This window comes from Photobacterium sp. GB-36 (assembly GCF_003026135.1).
In the GTDB taxonomy this organism is placed as follows: domain Bacteria; phylum Pseudomonadota; class Gammaproteobacteria; order Enterobacterales; family Vibrionaceae; genus Photobacterium.
Genome location: NZ_PYNY01000015.1, coordinates 1 through 17,791, shown reverse-complemented (window position 1 = coordinate 17,791; position 17,791 = coordinate 1). Strand labels below are relative to the sequence as shown.

Annotated in this window: 15 protein-coding genes; 8 read left to right on the top strand and 7 right to left on the bottom strand. The window is 40.5% G+C overall.

Annotated elements, in window-relative coordinates:
- Positions 1-238 precede the first annotated feature (238 nt).
- Entirely contained in the window at positions 239-793 is a 555-nt protein-coding gene (gene gmhB, locus C9J46_RS13715) for a D-glycero-beta-D-manno-heptose 1,7-bisphosphate 7-phosphatase (RefSeq protein ID WP_107207702.1), read from the top strand.
- A gap of 215 nt (positions 794-1,008) precedes the next feature.
- Positions 1,009-1,257, top strand: a complete 249-nt coding sequence (locus C9J46_RS13710; RefSeq protein WP_107207701.1) for a hypothetical protein — start codon at positions 1,009-1,011, stop codon at positions 1,255-1,257.
- 66 nt (positions 1,258-1,323) lie between these two features.
- Here the strand turns inward: C9J46_RS13710 and C9J46_RS13705 are convergent, their stop codons facing one another.
- The 7 genes from C9J46_RS13705 to C9J46_RS13675 all read right to left on the bottom strand — a co-directional run bounded on the left by C9J46_RS13705 (position 1,324) and on the right by C9J46_RS13675 (position 9,028).
- Entirely contained in the window at positions 1,324-2,538 is a 1,215-nt protein-coding gene (locus C9J46_RS13705) for a lipopolysaccharide assembly protein LapB (RefSeq protein ID WP_107207759.1), read from the bottom strand.
- A 13-nt stretch (positions 2,539-2,551) separates the two neighbouring features.
- Positions 2,552-3,190, bottom strand: coding sequence for an energy transducer TonB (locus tag C9J46_RS13700; protein WP_107207700.1), 639 nt, complete (start codon positions 3,188-3,190; stop codon positions 2,552-2,554).
- 4 nt (positions 3,191-3,194) lie between these two features.
- On the bottom strand, positions 3,195-3,602 hold the full coding sequence (locus tag C9J46_RS13695; protein ID WP_107207699.1) for a biopolymer transporter ExbD: 408 nt from the start codon (positions 3,600-3,602) through the stop codon (positions 3,195-3,197).
- A 26-nt stretch (positions 3,603-3,628) separates the two neighbouring features.
- Positions 3,629-4,156 carry a MotA/TolQ/ExbB proton channel family protein gene (locus tag C9J46_RS13690; RefSeq protein WP_107207698.1) on the bottom strand — a complete coding sequence of 176 codons (528 nt, stop codon included), beginning with the start codon at positions 4,154-4,156 and terminating at the stop codon, positions 3,629-3,631.
- A gap of 9 nt (positions 4,157-4,165) precedes the next feature.
- Entirely contained in the window at positions 4,166-5,527 is a 1,362-nt protein-coding gene (locus tag C9J46_RS13685) for a MotA/TolQ/ExbB proton channel family protein (protein ID WP_107207697.1), read from the bottom strand.
- Positions 5,527-6,294, bottom strand: a complete 768-nt coding sequence (locus C9J46_RS13680) for a DUF3450 domain-containing protein (RefSeq protein ID WP_107207696.1) — start codon at positions 6,292-6,294, stop codon at positions 5,527-5,529. The genes C9J46_RS13685 and C9J46_RS13680 overlap by 1 nt, the downstream gene beginning before the upstream one ends.
- A gap of 103 nt (positions 6,295-6,397) precedes the next feature.
- On the bottom strand, positions 6,398-9,028 hold the full coding sequence (locus C9J46_RS13675; RefSeq protein ID WP_107207695.1) for a TonB-dependent receptor: 2,631 nt from the start codon (positions 9,026-9,028) through the stop codon (positions 6,398-6,400).
- A 793-nt stretch (positions 9,029-9,821) separates the two neighbouring features.
- Here C9J46_RS13675 and C9J46_RS13670 point away from each other — a divergent pair.
- Genes C9J46_RS13670 through C9J46_RS13645 form a run of 6 tightly spaced genes read left to right on the top strand, consistent with a single transcriptional unit; the run spans position 9,822 to position 17,402 of the window.
- Positions 9,822-10,847: an ABC transporter permease subunit gene (locus C9J46_RS13670; protein ID WP_107207694.1), complete on the top strand. Its 1,026-nt coding sequence runs from the start codon at positions 9,822-9,824 to the stop codon at positions 10,845-10,847.
- A gap of 1 nt (position 10,848) precedes the next feature.
- Positions 10,849-11,892 (top strand): ABC transporter permease, encoded by a 1,044-nt coding sequence (locus tag C9J46_RS13665; protein ID WP_107291058.1) that lies wholly within the window; start codon positions 10,849-10,851, stop codon positions 11,890-11,892.
- A 25-nt stretch (positions 11,893-11,917) separates the two neighbouring features.
- A complete protein-coding gene (locus C9J46_RS13660) occupies positions 11,918-13,771 on the top strand; it encodes an extracellular solute-binding protein (protein WP_107207692.1) in 1,854 nt (617 codons plus the stop codon).
- Between the two features lie 14 nt (positions 13,772-13,785).
- Positions 13,786-14,652 (top strand): ABC transporter ATP-binding protein, encoded by an 867-nt coding sequence (locus C9J46_RS13655; protein WP_107207691.1) that lies wholly within the window; start codon positions 13,786-13,788, stop codon positions 14,650-14,652.
- Positions 14,653-14,686: 34 nt separating this feature from the next.
- Entirely contained in the window at positions 14,687-15,523 is an 837-nt protein-coding gene (locus C9J46_RS13650) for an ABC transporter ATP-binding protein (RefSeq protein ID WP_107207690.1), read from the top strand.
- A gap of 52 nt (positions 15,524-15,575) precedes the next feature.
- On the top strand, positions 15,576-17,402 hold the full coding sequence (locus C9J46_RS13645; protein WP_107291057.1) for an extracellular solute-binding protein: 1,827 nt from the start codon (positions 15,576-15,578) through the stop codon (positions 17,400-17,402).
- The last annotated feature ends 389 nt before the right edge of the window (positions 17,403-17,791 follow it).

The window sequence follows — 17,791 nt, the reverse complement described above, 5'->3', positions numbered from 1 at the left end:
ACTATTGTATGATCTTGAAAAACTATTGTATAAATTTATGGTTATTTGTTTTATTAGGGTTAAATAAGTAATCAACCTGAAATTATGATGCTATGTTCTATTATAAAAGCTGTCAATAGCTATTTTTACATCTAGACGTCCAAACGGCTATGTTGTGAGCGTTAATCAATAACGAGTACTCTTCATTATTAACTCGTGCCATAATCTAAAAAATTTATGATTTAAGAGGGCTATCCTTTTGGCCAAACCTGCAGTCTTTATTGACCGTGATGGCGTGATTAATGTTGATCACGGCTATGTCCATACCGTTGATGATTTCGAATACATTGACGGGGTATTTGAAGCATGTAAAAAATTCAAAGAAATGGGTTATCTACTCGTATTGGTGACTAACCAATCAGGTATCGCTCGCGGTATGTTTAGTGAAGATGAATTTACTTCATTAACAGAGTGGATGGACTGGAATTTTGTTGATAATGGCGTTGAGTTTGATGGTATTTACTACTGCCCGCACCATGCAACAAAAGGGCAGGGTGATTACTTGCAAGATTGTGATTGCCGTAAACCCAAACCAGGTATGTTTATTTCAGCTCGCGATTTCTTGAAAATCGATATGTCGCAATCTGTGATGATTGGTGATAAAGCGGATGACATGAAAGCAGCCACAGCTGCTGATGTTGCTTTAAAAGTGCTCGTACGTACAGGTAAGCCGATCACGGATGAAGGTGAAGCGTTAGCAAACGTGGTGTTAGACAGTATTGCTGATGTACCAGAGTGGTTAGCAATTCAATAGAAATGAGTGCTTATATAAAGGTCGTTATTAAACGGCCTTTTTTGTCTCTATAACTGGTCGTTTTAACGAAAAGTTAACGATTTAGCTTAGTGAGTTAGACTAACTGAGCCCGTTTTTTGTCAAAAACATTAGAAATAATAACATTTTTAAGATTGGTACAATTTCTGCAGATTACAGAATGAATTGATTAATAATGCTCTTAGGGGGATTTATTCATGATGTGGCGTGTACTTATTAATGCTATAAAAACGGCTGTAATTTCAATAAGTGTTGTGAGCTCGTTTAGTACTAATGCGAATGAACCAGATGAAAGTGGTGATTGGTATCTCTCTCAATTTCATCAAATTGCAGATCAGCAAGTAAATGTCGTTGCTGTCATTGAGCAAGAAAATGCTAAGACGTTGAAACAAACATTATCAGACACACAAAATGCGGTGCTTAACGAGATAAAAAAGGGGAAGTAATAAATACTTCCCCAAACAGTGTGACTGACTCACACAAGATCACGACAGTGAAAGGTGATGGTACCTTTAGCTTTGGTCTTCTAAAAATGCAATCCATGGCTCAGCACTGCTTTTCATCGAAGATGACTGCGCAGCTGTTTTCATCGCCTTTAAAGCATTTTGATGCTGATCTAATTCAAAGTAAGCCATGCCCCTAAGGTAAGCGAGTTCAGCCTTTTCATCGCGTTTAGCGTTGGATGAACTGTTAGCAAAAGCAGTTGCTTGCTTAAATTGCTTATCCTGTATCATTAATTTAACGATACGGATTTGTTGTTTACCTGAAGGTGCAATTTTAAAAGCTTGCTTATAGGTACTGATGGCTTCATCTAGCTCTTTTGCCTGATGATAAAAACTGGCTTGCTTCTCAATATTTGCATGAGTACGAGCAATGTTATTATTTGCCATTTCTTGCGCCATTATCTTCGCTGCTCTGTGGGGAATACCTTGGTATGCCATAAAGTTTACTAAGCGAAGGTGTTCTTTTTCTCCCTCTAACAAACCTAATTTGTAAGCAGCTTCAAGAGTCGCTAGCGCATTTTTATTCTGGTTGAGCTCCATATAAACCCCAGATAGTTGCATCCAATAACGTTTTTTCTTTGGATACTTATTCGTTAAGGTTTTCAGGACACTCGCAACACTTTTGTATTGCTTTAATTCGTAATGGGATGAAACTAGCAATAAGTACCACGATTCATTCGGCGATTTCGTCATTGAGATCGCTTTTTTTGTAGGTGCAATTGCGTTTCTATAATTTCCCATTTGAACATAAGCACTTGCCAGTGTGATGTAAGCATGCGCGGGTGGTTTTTCTTTGGTCGTTTTAGCAACTTTAAACCATGTATTCATGGTGTTGACCGAGTTTTTGTATTGCTCTTCTGCTAAATATAACTGTGCCAAGCTATAACGAACTTGTTGTGCCACCGGTACTGGTAGCGCATCCATTTTCAATGCGTCAGCAAAATATTTGGCAGCCTTCGGGTAATTATCTTTTAAAGAGTAAAGAAACCCCATTTGTTGCAATAACACGGCACGGTCATACTTCTTCTTATTTGAACTACTTAACGATTTATTTAGTTTGCTAATGGCCTCGTTGTACTTTTCCTCTGCAATGAGTTCTTGAACTTTGTTCACAGTACGAAAAGTACGATCTGAAAGTTGCGGGTTCTCATTGGCTACTGCGGGTGCAGAGAGCACACCCGCAGCAAGCGTGAGAGAAGCCAGCATGTGTTTTATTGATTTCATCATGTTTGACTCCTTAATTGGTTGAGAACTCGATCTCTTGAGACATCTTCGCACTCGCTGGTTTACCATCAACCATTTTGGGCTTAAAGGTCCATTTAGAAACAGTTTTTTTCGCAGCTTTGCCTAAGCCAAGCTTACGAGGTGTTTCTTTGAGAACTTTTACGTTTTCAACCGCGCCGCGCTCATTAACCACAAACTCGAGTAACACAACCCCTTTTTCAAGCCCTGAACGTGCAGCCTTTCGAGGCATTTGAGGCTGAAATGTTGCTAGTGGAATTGGACCATTGTTACCACCAACCGCTTGTGCACCACCGCCTTGAGAATAATGCCCTAGCACGGAACCACCAGTTACATTAACGGGTAAATTTAACTGTGGCGTGTCCATTGGCATTTGTTCCATCACCGGTTTTACCGTTGCCGTTACCTTCATTTCTGGTGGCGGTGGCGGGCGTTTTGGTGGTGGCGGAGGTTTTGGCAATTCGCGTTTCTTCTCCTGTATTTTTTCATTTTGTTTAACGTGGATGAAGTCAACCATACGAAGATCTTCATCCGACGTCAGCTCGTGGCGCTCTTTATTTACTAGCTTGTCCATCCCCCAGAACAACCCGAGGGAGACAACGAGCGCCAGTGCAATAGAGACCAAATACCGCATAGGCTTAATCCTTATTCGTTGCGGCAATGGAGATATTTTCAACACCTGCCATTTTTATTTGATCCATGACTTTTACAACCACGCCAGCATTGGCTTCTTGATCGGCTTGAATGACTACCGCTCCATCAGGGCTTTCAGCACGTAGACGTTCAATATTGGCTCGCACTGCATCAACTTCAATACGGCGTTTATCGACCCAAACATCACCTGCGGCACCAACGGCAACCATGATGTTACCTTTCTTAACCACTTGCGCGGAATTTGCACTTGGTCGACTGACTTCGATACCCGCTTCTTTTACAAACGATGTTGTAACGATAAAGAAAATCAACATGATAAATACGATGTCGAGCATGGGTGTCATATCGATAGCTGCTTCATCGCTGCTATCACTGCTATAGCGTCTTTTCATGACCTATACCTCTCAATCCTTTGAATTTAGGCAATATGCTTAAGTTGGTCTTCTAGCTTCTGTGTCGTCATTTTTGCTTGATGATCAAGGCGTGTACTAAAAAATAGTCCAGATAACGATGCCACCATGCCAGCAAGTGTTGGGATTGTTGCTTTTGAAATACCCGATGCCATAGCACGAGGACTCCCGGTTCCAACGACGGCCAAAATATCAAAAACTTGGATCATACCAACTACCGTCCCGAGTAAACCGAGTAGTGGGCAGAGTGCTATCAATACTTTGATAACGGGTAAGCCACGTTTATTTTCAATATCTTGTTTCGATATAATTTCTTGACGAATAGCTTTTGCATTCCAACTGTTGTGATCTTTTCTTGTCATCCAATTGTTAAGTGCACTTTTCGCGGCTTTGGGTGCAACAGCGATGAAGTAAAACCAACGTTCAAGGAGAACAATCCAAAGCATAAAACTGAGTATAAAGATGGCGATGAGGACATCACCACCCATACCTAGAAAGCGTCTTATTGACTCCAGTTCTTCAATTAACCACCACATAACGCCTCCTTAATCTTGGGCTTTGTGTAGCTTTTCCTGGTAACGAGCGATAAAGCCTGCACTCTGCTCTTCAAGTGTTTGGATCAAGCGACGGCTCTTACTGTGTACCAAGGTGTATAGGAACAGGAGTGGGATTGCGACAACCAGACCTAACATTGTGGTTACTAGGGCTTCAGAAATACCGCCAGCCATCAGTTTTGGATCGCCTGTACCAAATAGCGTGATAGCTTGGAAAGTACCAATCATACCCATTACGGTACCCAGTAGGCCAAGTAGTGGGGCGACAGAGGCGAACAATTTAATTGAGCCAACAAAGCGTTCGATACGAGGTGCGTTTCGTAGAATGATTTCATCCAACTTGGCTTCAAGATCTTCAAGGTTGTCACCTTTGTGATCTTGGTAGGCTTCAATCACCTCACCTAATGGGTTATTTTTCAGCGGCGTGTCTGATTTTTCTTGTTTACGCATTTTGTTGCCAATAATCAGTAGTCGTAGGTAACAAACTAGCGCAATTAATGCACCAATCGCACCCATACCAAGGATGACATAACCAACAATTCCACCTTGCTCTACTCGTTCTTTAACAGTTGGGCTTTGTACCAGTAGTGAAAGAATGACACCACGAGATGGGTCAATGAAAAGTGGTTGGTAAGTGTCTTTATTGGCCTCGAAACCTGATACTAATGTCGTAATATTGTTAGCAGGTTGGCGCGATAGCTCTTCAAATTTCTGTGTTTCAGGTACGTATGTAACATACTTACCGTCAGCAATAGCATTGAACTCACCAAGCAGTGTTACGTCAGTCGTTGCTTCTTTACCTTCGCCATACACTACGGTTGCCGGTGTCGTAGACGTTTCGCCTGATACAATGATTTGCTGTAAAATAGTGTGCCAAAAAGACTCTAGCTCTTCAGTTGAAGGTAGCTCTTTACTCTCAGCTAATTTTGTCAGTAAAGCATCGCGCTCAGGAAACTGAACTGCATTTTGTGACGCGTGAAAGAGTCCTTTAAATTCACCCGCATATTGGCGAACAACACCAAACATTTCACCTAAGGTACCAGAGCGCACGCGCAGGGTTTCTGTTAACTCTGTTAATTGTTTGTCGTTGTCATCAAAAGTGGCTTTTAATTGATCACCTTGCTCGGTTGCTGCTTGTAATTTTGCTTTTGCTTGTTGTAATAATGCGGCCTGTTTATTTTTATCTGAAAGAAACTCAGCTTCACGGGCTTTGTTTTCTTTTGACTCAACAATACTTTCAGACTTAACACTTTTTAGAAGCTCATTAAGATTTTTAGGTGCTTCAGCTTGTGCGCTTGAGACCATAAAAAGGCTGGCGAGTAAAACTGCTGCTAATGATTTGAATCCTTTCATTATTTATCCTCCCCAGTGAATACAGGTAGCTTAATCAGTGCTGGTGGTGCTTGTTTCTTAGCAATTCGAATACCTTGTTGAACAGCAATGCGGTAACTCTCTGGCAGAGTTTCCCATTTGCCCGATTGTTGATTCCACATCCCTGTTTCTCCACCATCTGGTGATTGATAAAGAAGGGCGGTACGACCGATGCGTAAAAAGTCATAAGTAACGGTTTCACCATCGCGATCTAAGCTTGCTTTGTAAGACTCAATCGAGCGCGAGAAGCCTTCTTCAATTTGGTATGCTTCCATCACTTTACGGAACTTTTCAGATGTAGTGACATCTGCGCGGTCCATCATTCGCTTCAATTCATTAATGCGTTTTTCACGGTTTTCTTGCTGGAATGGAAGGTCTAGAGCGATAAATTCATCGAGAGCCGTCACCATTTTTAGCGTCAACGGCACAACCTCTGTTGCTGTTTGATCTATCTGAGCAATTTGATTGTTGAGTGAATTAAGCTCTTCTTGTTGAGATAGCACCATGCGTTCAATTTGCTTGTTATAGACCGTCATACTGTCAATTTGACGAAGCAGGCCTTTGTATTCGGCTAACATCGCATCTGCACTATCAGCATATTTATCGATTTTATTTTGCGAGACTTGGGCTGATTTATCGGCTTTCGCTTGAGCTGAAATAACAGCATCTGCATTTGATGCCAAAGTTGCACCACTAAAAGTGAGCAAGGCTGCGGTGATGGCATTCACACCGAATGTTTTTAATTTCATTGATACATCCTTGTTTGTGTGGCTTGTCAGTCAGGGGGAAGGCCGGCACGATATATCGTGCCGGAAATTTATAATTTATTAGTAACTTAATCAGTTAGTTACTTTAAAATTTGAAGTTTAGGTTAGCGTAGAAGTATCGACCGCCAACATCATAGGTTGTTGTATCTGTGTTAGCAGAGATGGTATCTAGAATGAGTGGTGGCTCTTTATCAAATAAGTTATTCACACCACCAGATAACGTAATACCATTATCAAAGGCATATGCAGCGCTTATATCGTGGTAAACAACGGTTGGAACGCTAAAGTCATATGTTTCTTTATCAGTACCTGGTAGTTCGTAATCAACACCATCAATCAGACGCGTCGTCCAGTTAGCACGCCATGCATCTTGTGCTAGACCAACATTTAGTGTTGAACGGAATTTTGAGAATAGACCTATCGAATCACTGATGAATTTACCGTTGTAATCTTCAACTGTGCCATCAGACTGAGTCAGTTCGTAGTTTAAAACGTATGTATTTTCCCAGTTTAGACTCAGTACCATAGGGTCAAAGTCATAGGCGTAACGGACATTTACATCTAGACCGTCAGTTTTCAAATTACCGACGTTAGTTAAACGCGCATCGATAGCTTTAATATCACCATTAGCAAAACGAGTGATCTTGTCACAGTACTTTCCTGACGTTGCACACTCATCAAGCATTAATTGAGGATCGATATTATCGATTAAGTTTTCTAACTCAATTTGCCAGTAGTCGACAGTGGTTGATAGTCCATCAACAAATGATGGTGAATACACTAAACCAAGAGAAGCTGTGTGGCCCTCTTCTGGTTTAAGCTCTTCATTAGAACCATAGAATACAGGGAACTGAGATCGTCCACTTGAGTCTTGACCGGTAGGATCCGTTAAGACATCCGCACTTTCTGCTGAACCACCATAAAGTTCAGCGATTGACGGTGCTTTAAATACTTCACTGTACGTGCCTCGGAACAGGACATCTTCAACTGGCTGGTACAAGAAGCTATAACCCATCGTTGTTTCCCCACCAAACGATGAGTACTTATCATGTCGAGCCGATACTTTTGCTTCAAGGTAATCAGCTAATGTGACATCTGAAAGGATAGGGATCAGTAATTCACCGTAGAAAGAGTCGACACTGTATGAACCTTCAGTTGGCGATTCTGCGTTACCACTAGCATTACCAAGCACGACCAATGCATCTGGTTGAGAGCCACCTTTTTCAGTACGCGTTTGATAACCTGCCGCAAAGGCGACGGTACCCATTTCGTGTTCAAAAAGATCGCCAGTAACATTAAAGTCGAAAATTTGTTGCTGGTTATACCCTGAATCTTGGCGAGTGAATGTCGCATAGTCTAAAGCGGCTTGGCTAACTTCACCGAATACATTCATCGGTACACAGCCGGCAATAACAGTGCCATCGCTGTCTAAACATTGACCGTTTGCTGATGCGCCGACAGCGTTAGAAACGCGATCTTTCATGAATACGTTGCTTTCAAGCTGGTTAGTTTTGGTTTTACCCCAGTTAAAGCTAGTATCCCACATCCAACCGTTAGAAAATTCACCGTCTAAAGCGAATACAAAGCGCGCTGTATCTGATTCAAATGAGCGATTTCGACCACCGGTTTCAACCATACGTCGACGCCAGTCAGTAATATCAGCACCTGTTGGATTAAACTCATTGTCAGCAGAGATTGGGCCATACCCTTGGAATGCACCAAAAATAGGTTCAGCAGCAAGAAGGTAGTTTGACTTTGAATTTGAATAAAGCGCTTCAAAACTTGCCGTCACTGGACCTAAAATGTCATTTTCAGCAACCAAGTAATTTCCTTGTGTTGCTAGGTACATACGTTCCGATGGGCGTTTTAAGTAGTTATCTGGCGCGTAGTTGTATAAATCATCGGGTGCAGAAAAATCACGCAGCGAACTGCCACCTTCTGGACCAAATGTTTTTCCATCGTAGTAACCCCATGGTGTAGCAGAACTACCACCTACGTATGTACCACCTAGACCGTCATGCATGATGTCTGTATTAGAAAACCCTCGGTCACCCGCCATGATTTTCTTTTCTTCAGAGTAGCCAGCAGAGAAAGTGATATTACCGCGATCACTTGAAGAACCTGCAAGTAAACTAACATCAGTGACTTGACCATCACCTTTTGAGGTTGCCCCTTGCTTTACATTAACTTCAAAGCCTTCGTAGTCTTGCTTAGTGATAATGTTAACAACACCAGCAACAGCATCAGAACCGTAAACAGACGATGCACCATTTTTTAGCACTTCGATACGTTCAACCATCGCGGTTGGGATCATATTAAGGTCAACAGAAGCATTTGCACCTGTACCACCATTTACCATACGACGACCGTTAACAAGAACTAAAGTACGTTTAGCTTCTAGTCCTCTTAGGTTAACTGTTGCTGCACCATTACTACCATTGTTGACAGAAGAGCTCTGAACTGTGCCACCAACTCCTGGTATTTGGTTTAAGACATCGCCAAGTGAAACTAATCCCGTATTTTCAATATAATCAGAGGAAAGTACTTGAACCGGTTCCGCTTCTTCCATATCAACACGAGAAATACGTGAACCCGTTACTTTCATTTTTTGAAGCTTTTCAACTTCTTCTTCGGCATAGGCGACCATAGGGGCTACGCTCAATGAGCCTAGCGCTAGGCTGACGGCAACCGACAACGCTGTATTTTTTTTATACATCCATGCGCTCCATTATCTTCCTAGGTATAAATTATTTTTCTGTTAACTGGTTGTTAACGTTATTAATGGTATAACCGAAGCGAAAATATGAAGTCAAACCAGTAGGATGAATTATTCACCAAACCCCAAAACGGTATAAAATCCATGTTTTTTATTTTATTTGGTGTTTAATTCTAATTATTAGATCGGTAGCTGGCTTTTAGTGCTATTTTATTTGCCTGATTGTGGTTATTTTAATATTGACTCAATATCCTTCTATATCAAGTAAAGCCAGTTAAATGAACTGCTTTTTATTTTTTAGGTAGCACAAGTTACCAATATTGGCTAAATGATTATTTATGCATTTGTTAGTTAGTTGATTCTTAGCGAGAGGATCTGTTGTTGCCGGAATAATAGGGCTGTGGTTAGACCACTCTTTAGGTTAATGCTCTATGTGACCGATTAAGGAATAAGAATAAATGCATAAAAATGCAATATTTTTGTAATATTCACAAGGGAAGAAGTGCCTAATCCTGAATGTAAATGGATTAAATAGCAGATAAATGTTGTTTTTTTGTTTCCATTTTGTGTTTTGTGCTTTTCGGGGCATTTATGGCACAAGATTATAGCGTTGGGTTGAAGCTATTCGTAATTCATTGTATTTATGTTGGATATTTATAGTAAGACATGCTGTTGGTGAGTGATGTTGCTTGTTCAGGATGAACCAGTGCATTAAATGTGAAGTTACTAAAATGTAAATTATTATCGCTGGTATATCATCACCAGCATGAATTAACAGGGAGTCAGTTAAGACATGTTTTCGTACTTTTTACGCCGAATGGCGCTTGTGATCCCTACTTTTCTTGGTATTACGGTTTTAATTTTTGCTATTACTCGCTTTGTGCCAGGAGGTCCTGTCGAGCGTATGTTGGCAAATATGCAAGCACAAGGTGATGGTGGTGCAGCTATGTCTTCTGCTGGCGGAAATTCTGCTTTATCGGAAGAGCAAATGGCTGAACTTAATGCGTTTTATGGGCTAGATAAACCCGTGATGGAAGCGTATTCAGAATGGTTGTTTCGCCTCGTGCAGTTAGACTTAGGTGAGTCTACCCGTTATTACGAACCAGTTTCTGAAATGATTGCAGAGCGATTACCTGTTTCATTATTTTATGGCGGTATGACGTTCTTTATTAGTTATTTTATTTCTATTCCTCTTGGCTACTACAAAGCACTGAAACATGGTTCGGTGTTTGATTCCTCCTCTTCTATTCTCATCTTCGTCGGCTATGCCTTACCCGGTTATGTTGTTGGTGTACTACTCATCACTTTATTTAGTTATCACTTGGAATGGACACCAATGGGGGGCTTTGTTAGTGATGACTATGAAGATTATGAAACCTTTTTCGAGCGTTTTAAAGACATCATGTGGCACGCGATTCTACCATTAATTTGTTATTTGATTGGTGATTTTGCAACGTTAACGATGACGATGAAAAATAATCTAATGGAGAATTTGTCGTCAGATTATATCCGAACAGCGATCGCGAAAGGATTACCTTTTAAGCGTGCGGTAAGAAAGCATGCTTTACGCAACAGTTTAATCCCGATTGCGAGTCACTTTGGTAATTCCTTATTATTTTTTATGACGGGATCTTTTCTTATTGAAGTTATTTTCAATATTGATGGTATTGGTTTATTAGGCTACGAGTCGATCATGGAGCGTGATTACCCCGTCGTTATGGGGATTGTTGCTGTTAATGCTGCAATGTTATTGGTTGGAAATATCTTGTCAGATATCTGTGTTGCTTTGGTCGACCCTCGCGTGAAGTTTGGAGCCTAATATGTTGAAAATTAATCCATTAACACAAAAGAAGATCAAACGTTTTAAAGAGATTAAACGAGGTTATTGGTCATTCATTATTTTAGCAGTATTACTCACGCTGTCATTATTTGCCGAGCTACTCATTAACAATAAAGCGCTGATCGTGAAATACAATGGGAATTATAGTTTCCCTGTGTTTTCCGATGTACGACTGGGTCAGGACTTTGGTCAAGGTACAGCAAGTGAGGCGGATTACCGTTTACTTCAAAAAACGTTTGAAGAAGAGGGCGGAGACAATTTTGTCATTATGCCTTTAGTACCATGGAATGCCTATGAGCAGGACTTTTCCGGCAACTATCCGCCAAACCCACCAAACTTCGAGAATAAACACTATTTAGGTACTGACATTATTGGTCGAGATATCTTAGCGCGTTTGGTATACGGCTTTCGTATCGCTATGGGATTTGCATTATTAACCATGGCCATTTCTTATGCTATTGGCACTGCAGTAGGATGCGCGATGGGTTTTTTTGGTGGAAAGTTCGATTTATTCGTCCAACGTTTAATTGAAATCTGGTCAATGGTGCCTTTCCTTTATGTGATTATGATTTTAGTTTCGATCACTCAGCCAACCTTTACTTTGTTTGTTGCCATCAACGTTTTATTTGGTTGGATGGGGATGACCTGGTATATGCGTACCATGACTTATAAAGAGTCTGCACGTGAATATGTTATGGCAGCTAAAGCCTTAGGCGCTTCAACGGGTAGGATTTTATTTAACCACATACTACCTAATACGATGGTAATGATCGTGACATTAGCTCCGTTTACCATTGCGGCAAACATTACCGCGTTAACGGCATTAGATTATTTAGGGTTAGGTTTAATGCCCCCAACCCCAAGCTGGGGAGAGTTACTACAGCAAGGAAAATCTAACCTTGACTCTCCATGGATTGTGACCTCAGTTGTAACATCAATCGTGTTGGTGTTAGTGATGGTTACCTTTATTGGCGAAGCCATTCGTGCCGCTTTTGACCCAAAACGATTTACTCGTTACGTTTAGTCGCATAGCGAAACAAGGATGTTATATGAAAAATAATAAATACAGTGCGCTTACTTTGATAGCGCTTTCAATGGCAGCAATCAGTCCCAATACATTTGCGGCTCAGTTACCGTCGGATATGACATGGGTAACTAATCTTGATGAGCCTTTATTTGCCTCTCCAGATGCTCAGCGTGGCGGTACATACCGTACGTTTATGCGTAGCTTCCCTCAAACTTTACGTAGTGTTGGGCCTGATGCTAACTCAGGACTTCGCCAATATTTTATGGATGAAGCACCAAAGTTAGTCCAACTTCACCCGACCACTGGTGAGTGGATCCCGCAATTAGCAACTGAATGGGCATTTGGTGATGATCATAAATCGGTGTATTTCAAACTAGATCCTAATGCACGTTGGAGTGACGGAAAAAAAGTAACAGCAGAGGATTACCTCTTCATGCTTAAGTACTACCGTTCGAAAGATATCATTGACCCTTGGTATAATGATTTTTTTATCAACCATATAGAAAATGTTGAAAAAATTGATGATTACACCATTGTTATTACCTCAAAAGTTGCGAAGAGTGATGATGAATTACTTTACATGTTGTCTCTTCCAAGTAATGGTGTACAGCCTCGTCCGGCACATTATTTTGCATCAGTAAAAGATGAAAATAATGATGGCATGGACGATAACTTTGTTCGTAAATACAACTTTAAGACAGAACCAACAACCGGGCCTTATTACGTTGATAAAGTTAAAAAAGGGAAAAGCATTACCTTTAAACATGTCGGTGATGAGTGGTGGGGATACAACAATCGCTATTATAAAAATCGTTATAACGTCGATAAGATCCGTATTAAAGTGATCCGCGATCAAGATATTGCTAAAAAACACTTCGAAAAAGGGGATTTAGACTCATTCATTCTTGCTCAGCCTGAATTATGGCATGAAAAGTCTAATACAAAAGCTTATCAAAATGGTTACGTCCATAAGTTATGGGGTTACAACGAAGCGGTTCAGGGCGCTGGTGGGTTGTGGATGAATACTGCGAAGCCTTTACTGGATGATTTGAATATCCGTAAGGGAATTACCTATGCAACCGACTATGATGGTTTGATCAAAAATGTATTACGTGGTGATTACCTTCGTAAGCCGCATGGTCTAGGTACGGGGCATGGTGGTTTCGACAGTCCTACCCGAACTCCACCGACGTTTGAACCAGAAAAAGCCATTATTTACTTTGAAAAGGCCGGTTTTTCAACAGTAGGTGCTGATGGCATTCGTATGAATGATGAAGGTCAACGTTTGTCGTTTGCTGTTACTTATAGTCGCCCAGCACGAACGCCTCGTCTCGCATATTTAAAAGAGCAGGCAAAACAGGCAGGGTTAGAGTTAACACTGAATCTAATTGATGGTTCATCTGCATTCAAATATATCTTAGAAAAGAAACATGAATTGGCTTATCTGACGATGGGGGGCGGTAAAATTCCTGCTTACTGGGAATATTTACACTCGGTAAACGCAAAGCCTCAAACCAATAACCATACTAATTATCGTTCTCCTGAAATGGATAAAAAGATCGCTGCCTTTATTGCCGAATTTGATACTAAGAAAAAACAAAGTATTTCCCATGATATTCAGAAAATGGTTTCAGATGCCTATGTAATAGTACCGGGCTACATGGCTCCTTTCACACGTGAAGCTTATTGGCGTTGGATGCAATTCCCTTCGCCAGTCATGACGAAAGATACGGATTATGTTTTCTCTAATGGTGGGTATCTAACATTGGGAACATTCTGGATTAATTCTGATGTGAAAAAAGAAACCAAAACAGCAATGAAAAAAGGGGAATCTTTTGATCCTGTAGTCATTATCGATGATAGCTATAAGCCATAACGTAGGAGTGAATGATGCAAGATGAGATCATTTTAAGCGTACGTGATTTAGAGACTGAGTTCTCGACAGATGATGGCGTGGTAAAAATTCTTCATGGCGTGAATTTTGATGTTTATAAAGGCCGAACGCTAGGGTTAGTTGGAGAATCTGGTTGCGGTAAAAGTGTCACTTCTATGTCCATAATGGGTTTATTACCCAAACCGTATGGGCAAATAACCAACGGCCAGATCTTGTACCGTGGTACTGATTTGGTCACTTTGCCGGCAGAAGAAATGTATGCCATGCGTGGCAATAAAATCTCGATCATCTTTCAAGATCCAATGACGGCGTTAAACCCTGTTCATACCATTGGACGACAGCTCAATGAAGTGTTGGAACTGCATCGTCCTGATCTCGATAAATCGCAGCGGACTGCCTATTCAGTTGAAATGCTAAATAAGGTAAAGATCCCTTATCCAGAAAAACGTTTTAACGAGTATCCACATAATTTATCTGGAGGGATGCGCCAGCGAGTCATGATAGCCATGGCGCTGGCCTGTAAACCTGACATACTTATTTGTGATGAGCCGACAACCGCACTCGATGTAACGGTACAAGCGTCTATTCTTGAATTAATGAATGAACTTCAAGAAGAAACGGGTATGGCCATGATTTTTATTACGCATGACTTAGGTGTTGTGGCTGAGATTTGTGATGAAGTTGCTGTTATGTATGGGGGAAAGGTTGTCGAATATGCCGAGATATTTGATCTATTTGATAACCCTCAACACCCTTATACCGAACGCTTAATGGGATTGATGCCAAGTCTGGATAGTGAGCCCAAACAACCGATAGAAATCAAACCGATTGATATCACCTTGTTTCCAGAGTTTAAGGGTTAAGCCAGCGTTCATAGTCTAATATTAAGGTGATGTTATGTCAGAGATTTTAAGGATTGAAAACCTCAAGCAGCACTTTGTTTCAGGTAAAGGGATTTTCAAAAAAGGCTACACTATAAAAGCGGTAGATGGCGTTTCCTTTTCAGTTTCACAGGGTGAAACACTTGGCCTTGTAGGGGAGTCAGGTTGTGGGAAAAGTACATTAGGTCGAACTATCCTCAAGTTGTTTGAACCGACAGAAGGACGAATTTTTTTTGAAGGTAAAGACATTACTGATCTATCTACTAAGGCAATGAGACCGCTTCGAAAAGACATGCAGATTGTCTTTCAAGATCCAATGGAGTCACTAAACCAGCGCCATACCATTGGCATGATCTTAGAAGAGCCTTTTGTTATCCATAAAATAGGAACACCTGAAGAGCGAAAAAAGTGGGTTAAAGAATTGCTGATTAAAGTGGGGTTACCGGAATCTTCAGTTAATCGCTATCCTCATGAATTTTCTGGTGGTCAGCGTCAACGCATTGGCATTGCAAGAGCGATAGCACTCAAACCTAAATTACTCATTTGTGATGAATCCGTGTCAGCTCTTGATGTATCAGTACAGGCGCAGATTTTAAATTTATTGTTGCAGTTACAAAAAGAGATGAATCTAGCCATGATCTTTATCTCTCACGATTTATCCGTTGTTAAACATATATCAGATAACCTTGTCGTGATGTATTTCGGAAAAGTTGTTGAAATGGGGAAAGCAAAAGATATTTATGCGAATCCTCAGGCTGATTACACCAAAACGTTACTATCAGCGATTCCAATCACCCATCCAAAATACAGGAAAAGAAAAAGGCATAACGAAAAAAAAGCTGACGTCGCTTAATCGTTATGATGTCGAATAAAGTGTGATTGAAAGCAATGCTCAAGGATGAACGATGATTAGACAGATTTTAACTGCCACAGCAGTCTTATTACCTACTTTATCGTGGGCGGAGTTACCTTCAAACGTTGAGTGGATTACAAATAATAACGAGCCTCTTTTTGCGTCATCTGATGCAAAATTCGGAGGGACGTTGCGCACTCATATCTCTAGTTTTCCGCAAACATTTCGAACCGTAGGACCTGATGGTAACGGTGAGTTTCGTGTTTGGCTATTAGATGGGCAACCGCAATTACTTCAGCGCCACCCTGACACACAAAAATATATTCCTGATCTTGCAACGCATTGGGCCTTTGGTGAAGACAAAAAGACTATTTATGTAAAGTTAAATCCAGCAGCCAAATGGTCAGATGGGAAGCCACTCAAAGCATCTGATTATATTTACATGCTAACGTTTTATCTTTCAAAAGATATTGTCGATCCTTGGTACAACACATTTTATTCTGAATATTTTGAACGTATCACTGCGCTGGATGAGCATACTTTGGAGATTGTTTTCGCAACTGAAAAAGATGAAGCCGATCTGCTATATGGTATTCATCGCTTAAAGCCTCGACCTGAGCATTTTTATACGCCAACCAAAGATGAAAATAACGATGGTGTTGATGATAACTTCGTGCGCCGTTTTAACTTTAAAGCGGAACCGACACTGGGTGCTTATCATGTAGGTAAGATCAAAAAAGGTAAATCCATTACCATGGAGCATGTTGGTGAAGACTGGTGGGGATACGGTAATCGCTATTATAAAGGCCGATATAATGTAGAAAAAATCAGGATCAAAGTCATTCGTGATAGCGATATTGCCTTTAAGCACTTTCAAAAAGGTGACCTAGATATATTTTATTTAGGACGTCCTGATCTATGGCATGAAAAGTCAGATACCAAGCCTTTTAAAAATGGCTATATTCATAAATTTTGGGGATACAGCGAGCCTGAACTTGGGGCTGGAAGTTTTTGGTTAAATACCGATAAACCCATGCTTGATAATATCCACGTTCGTACTGGTATTGCATATGCTTTAGATATTGATGGATTAAATAAAAACGTATTGCGTGGTGATTTTGTACGTAAACCTCATGGATTAGGGGTCGGGCAGGGTAACTTTAGTAATCAAGAGCTAAAACCATTACCTTTTGAACCAAACAAAGCGATCGCAGAATTTGAAAAAGCTGGGTTTACAACTATTGGTTCTGATGGCATTCGTCTCAATGACCAAAAGCAAAGGTTGAGTTTTGCTTTTACCTATAGCCACCAAGTGGTAACCCCTCGTTTGGCTTATTTGAAAGAACAAGCAAAATTAGCTGGGCTAGAAATTAAAATGAATTTAATTGATGGCTCTTCTGCATTTAAGTATGCGTTAGAGAAAAAACATGATGTGTCTTTCCATTCAATGGGAACAGCACCGCAACCTCAATATTGGGAGTATTTTCATAGTGCTAATGCAGGGAAAGTCCAAAATAATAACTTTACTAATTTTAGTACTCCTGAATTGGATCAGTTAATTATGAACTTTCGTAATGCGCTATCAACTCAAGATAAAGAAAGGTACTCCCGTCAGATACAAGCCGTTGTTCACGATGCAACAGTCGTAATACCTGGACTAATGGCTCCCTATACACGCGAAGCGTACTGGCGTTGGATGAAATATCCAGAACAGCCAATGCAGAAAAAAACACAAATGTTATTTACGCATGGTGGCCTACGCGATTTAGGCGTGTATTGGATCGACAATGACGTTAAAAAAGAAACGAAATCAGCAGTTAAAAAAGATCATAGTTTCGGCTCTAAAACCGTAATCGATGACAAATATAAGCCAAATTAAACGTATTTAAGGTTCGTAGGATAAATAAAAGCACGTATTACACTACGTGCTTTTTTGTTTTTTATACGAATTAATATTTTTTTGGTTGAATGTTGACCACTCGCGTATTTTTTTTATTTCAGGGGCTTGTCAGGACATAAAATCTCCCTATAATGCGACCTCACTGACACGGAGCAAGCCATTGGCTAGCAACCAAATCAGTATCGTTCTTTAACAATTTGACCATGCAATCTGTGTGGGCACTCGTTGAAAAGTTAAGTCAAAAGATTTATCAATGATACTAGTGACCAATTGATACGTAAGTATCAGCACAGTCAATTCATTCATCATTTTATGATGAATTAACAGTATTCATTGAGCCGGTCGCCTTTTTACAAGAGCGACCACAA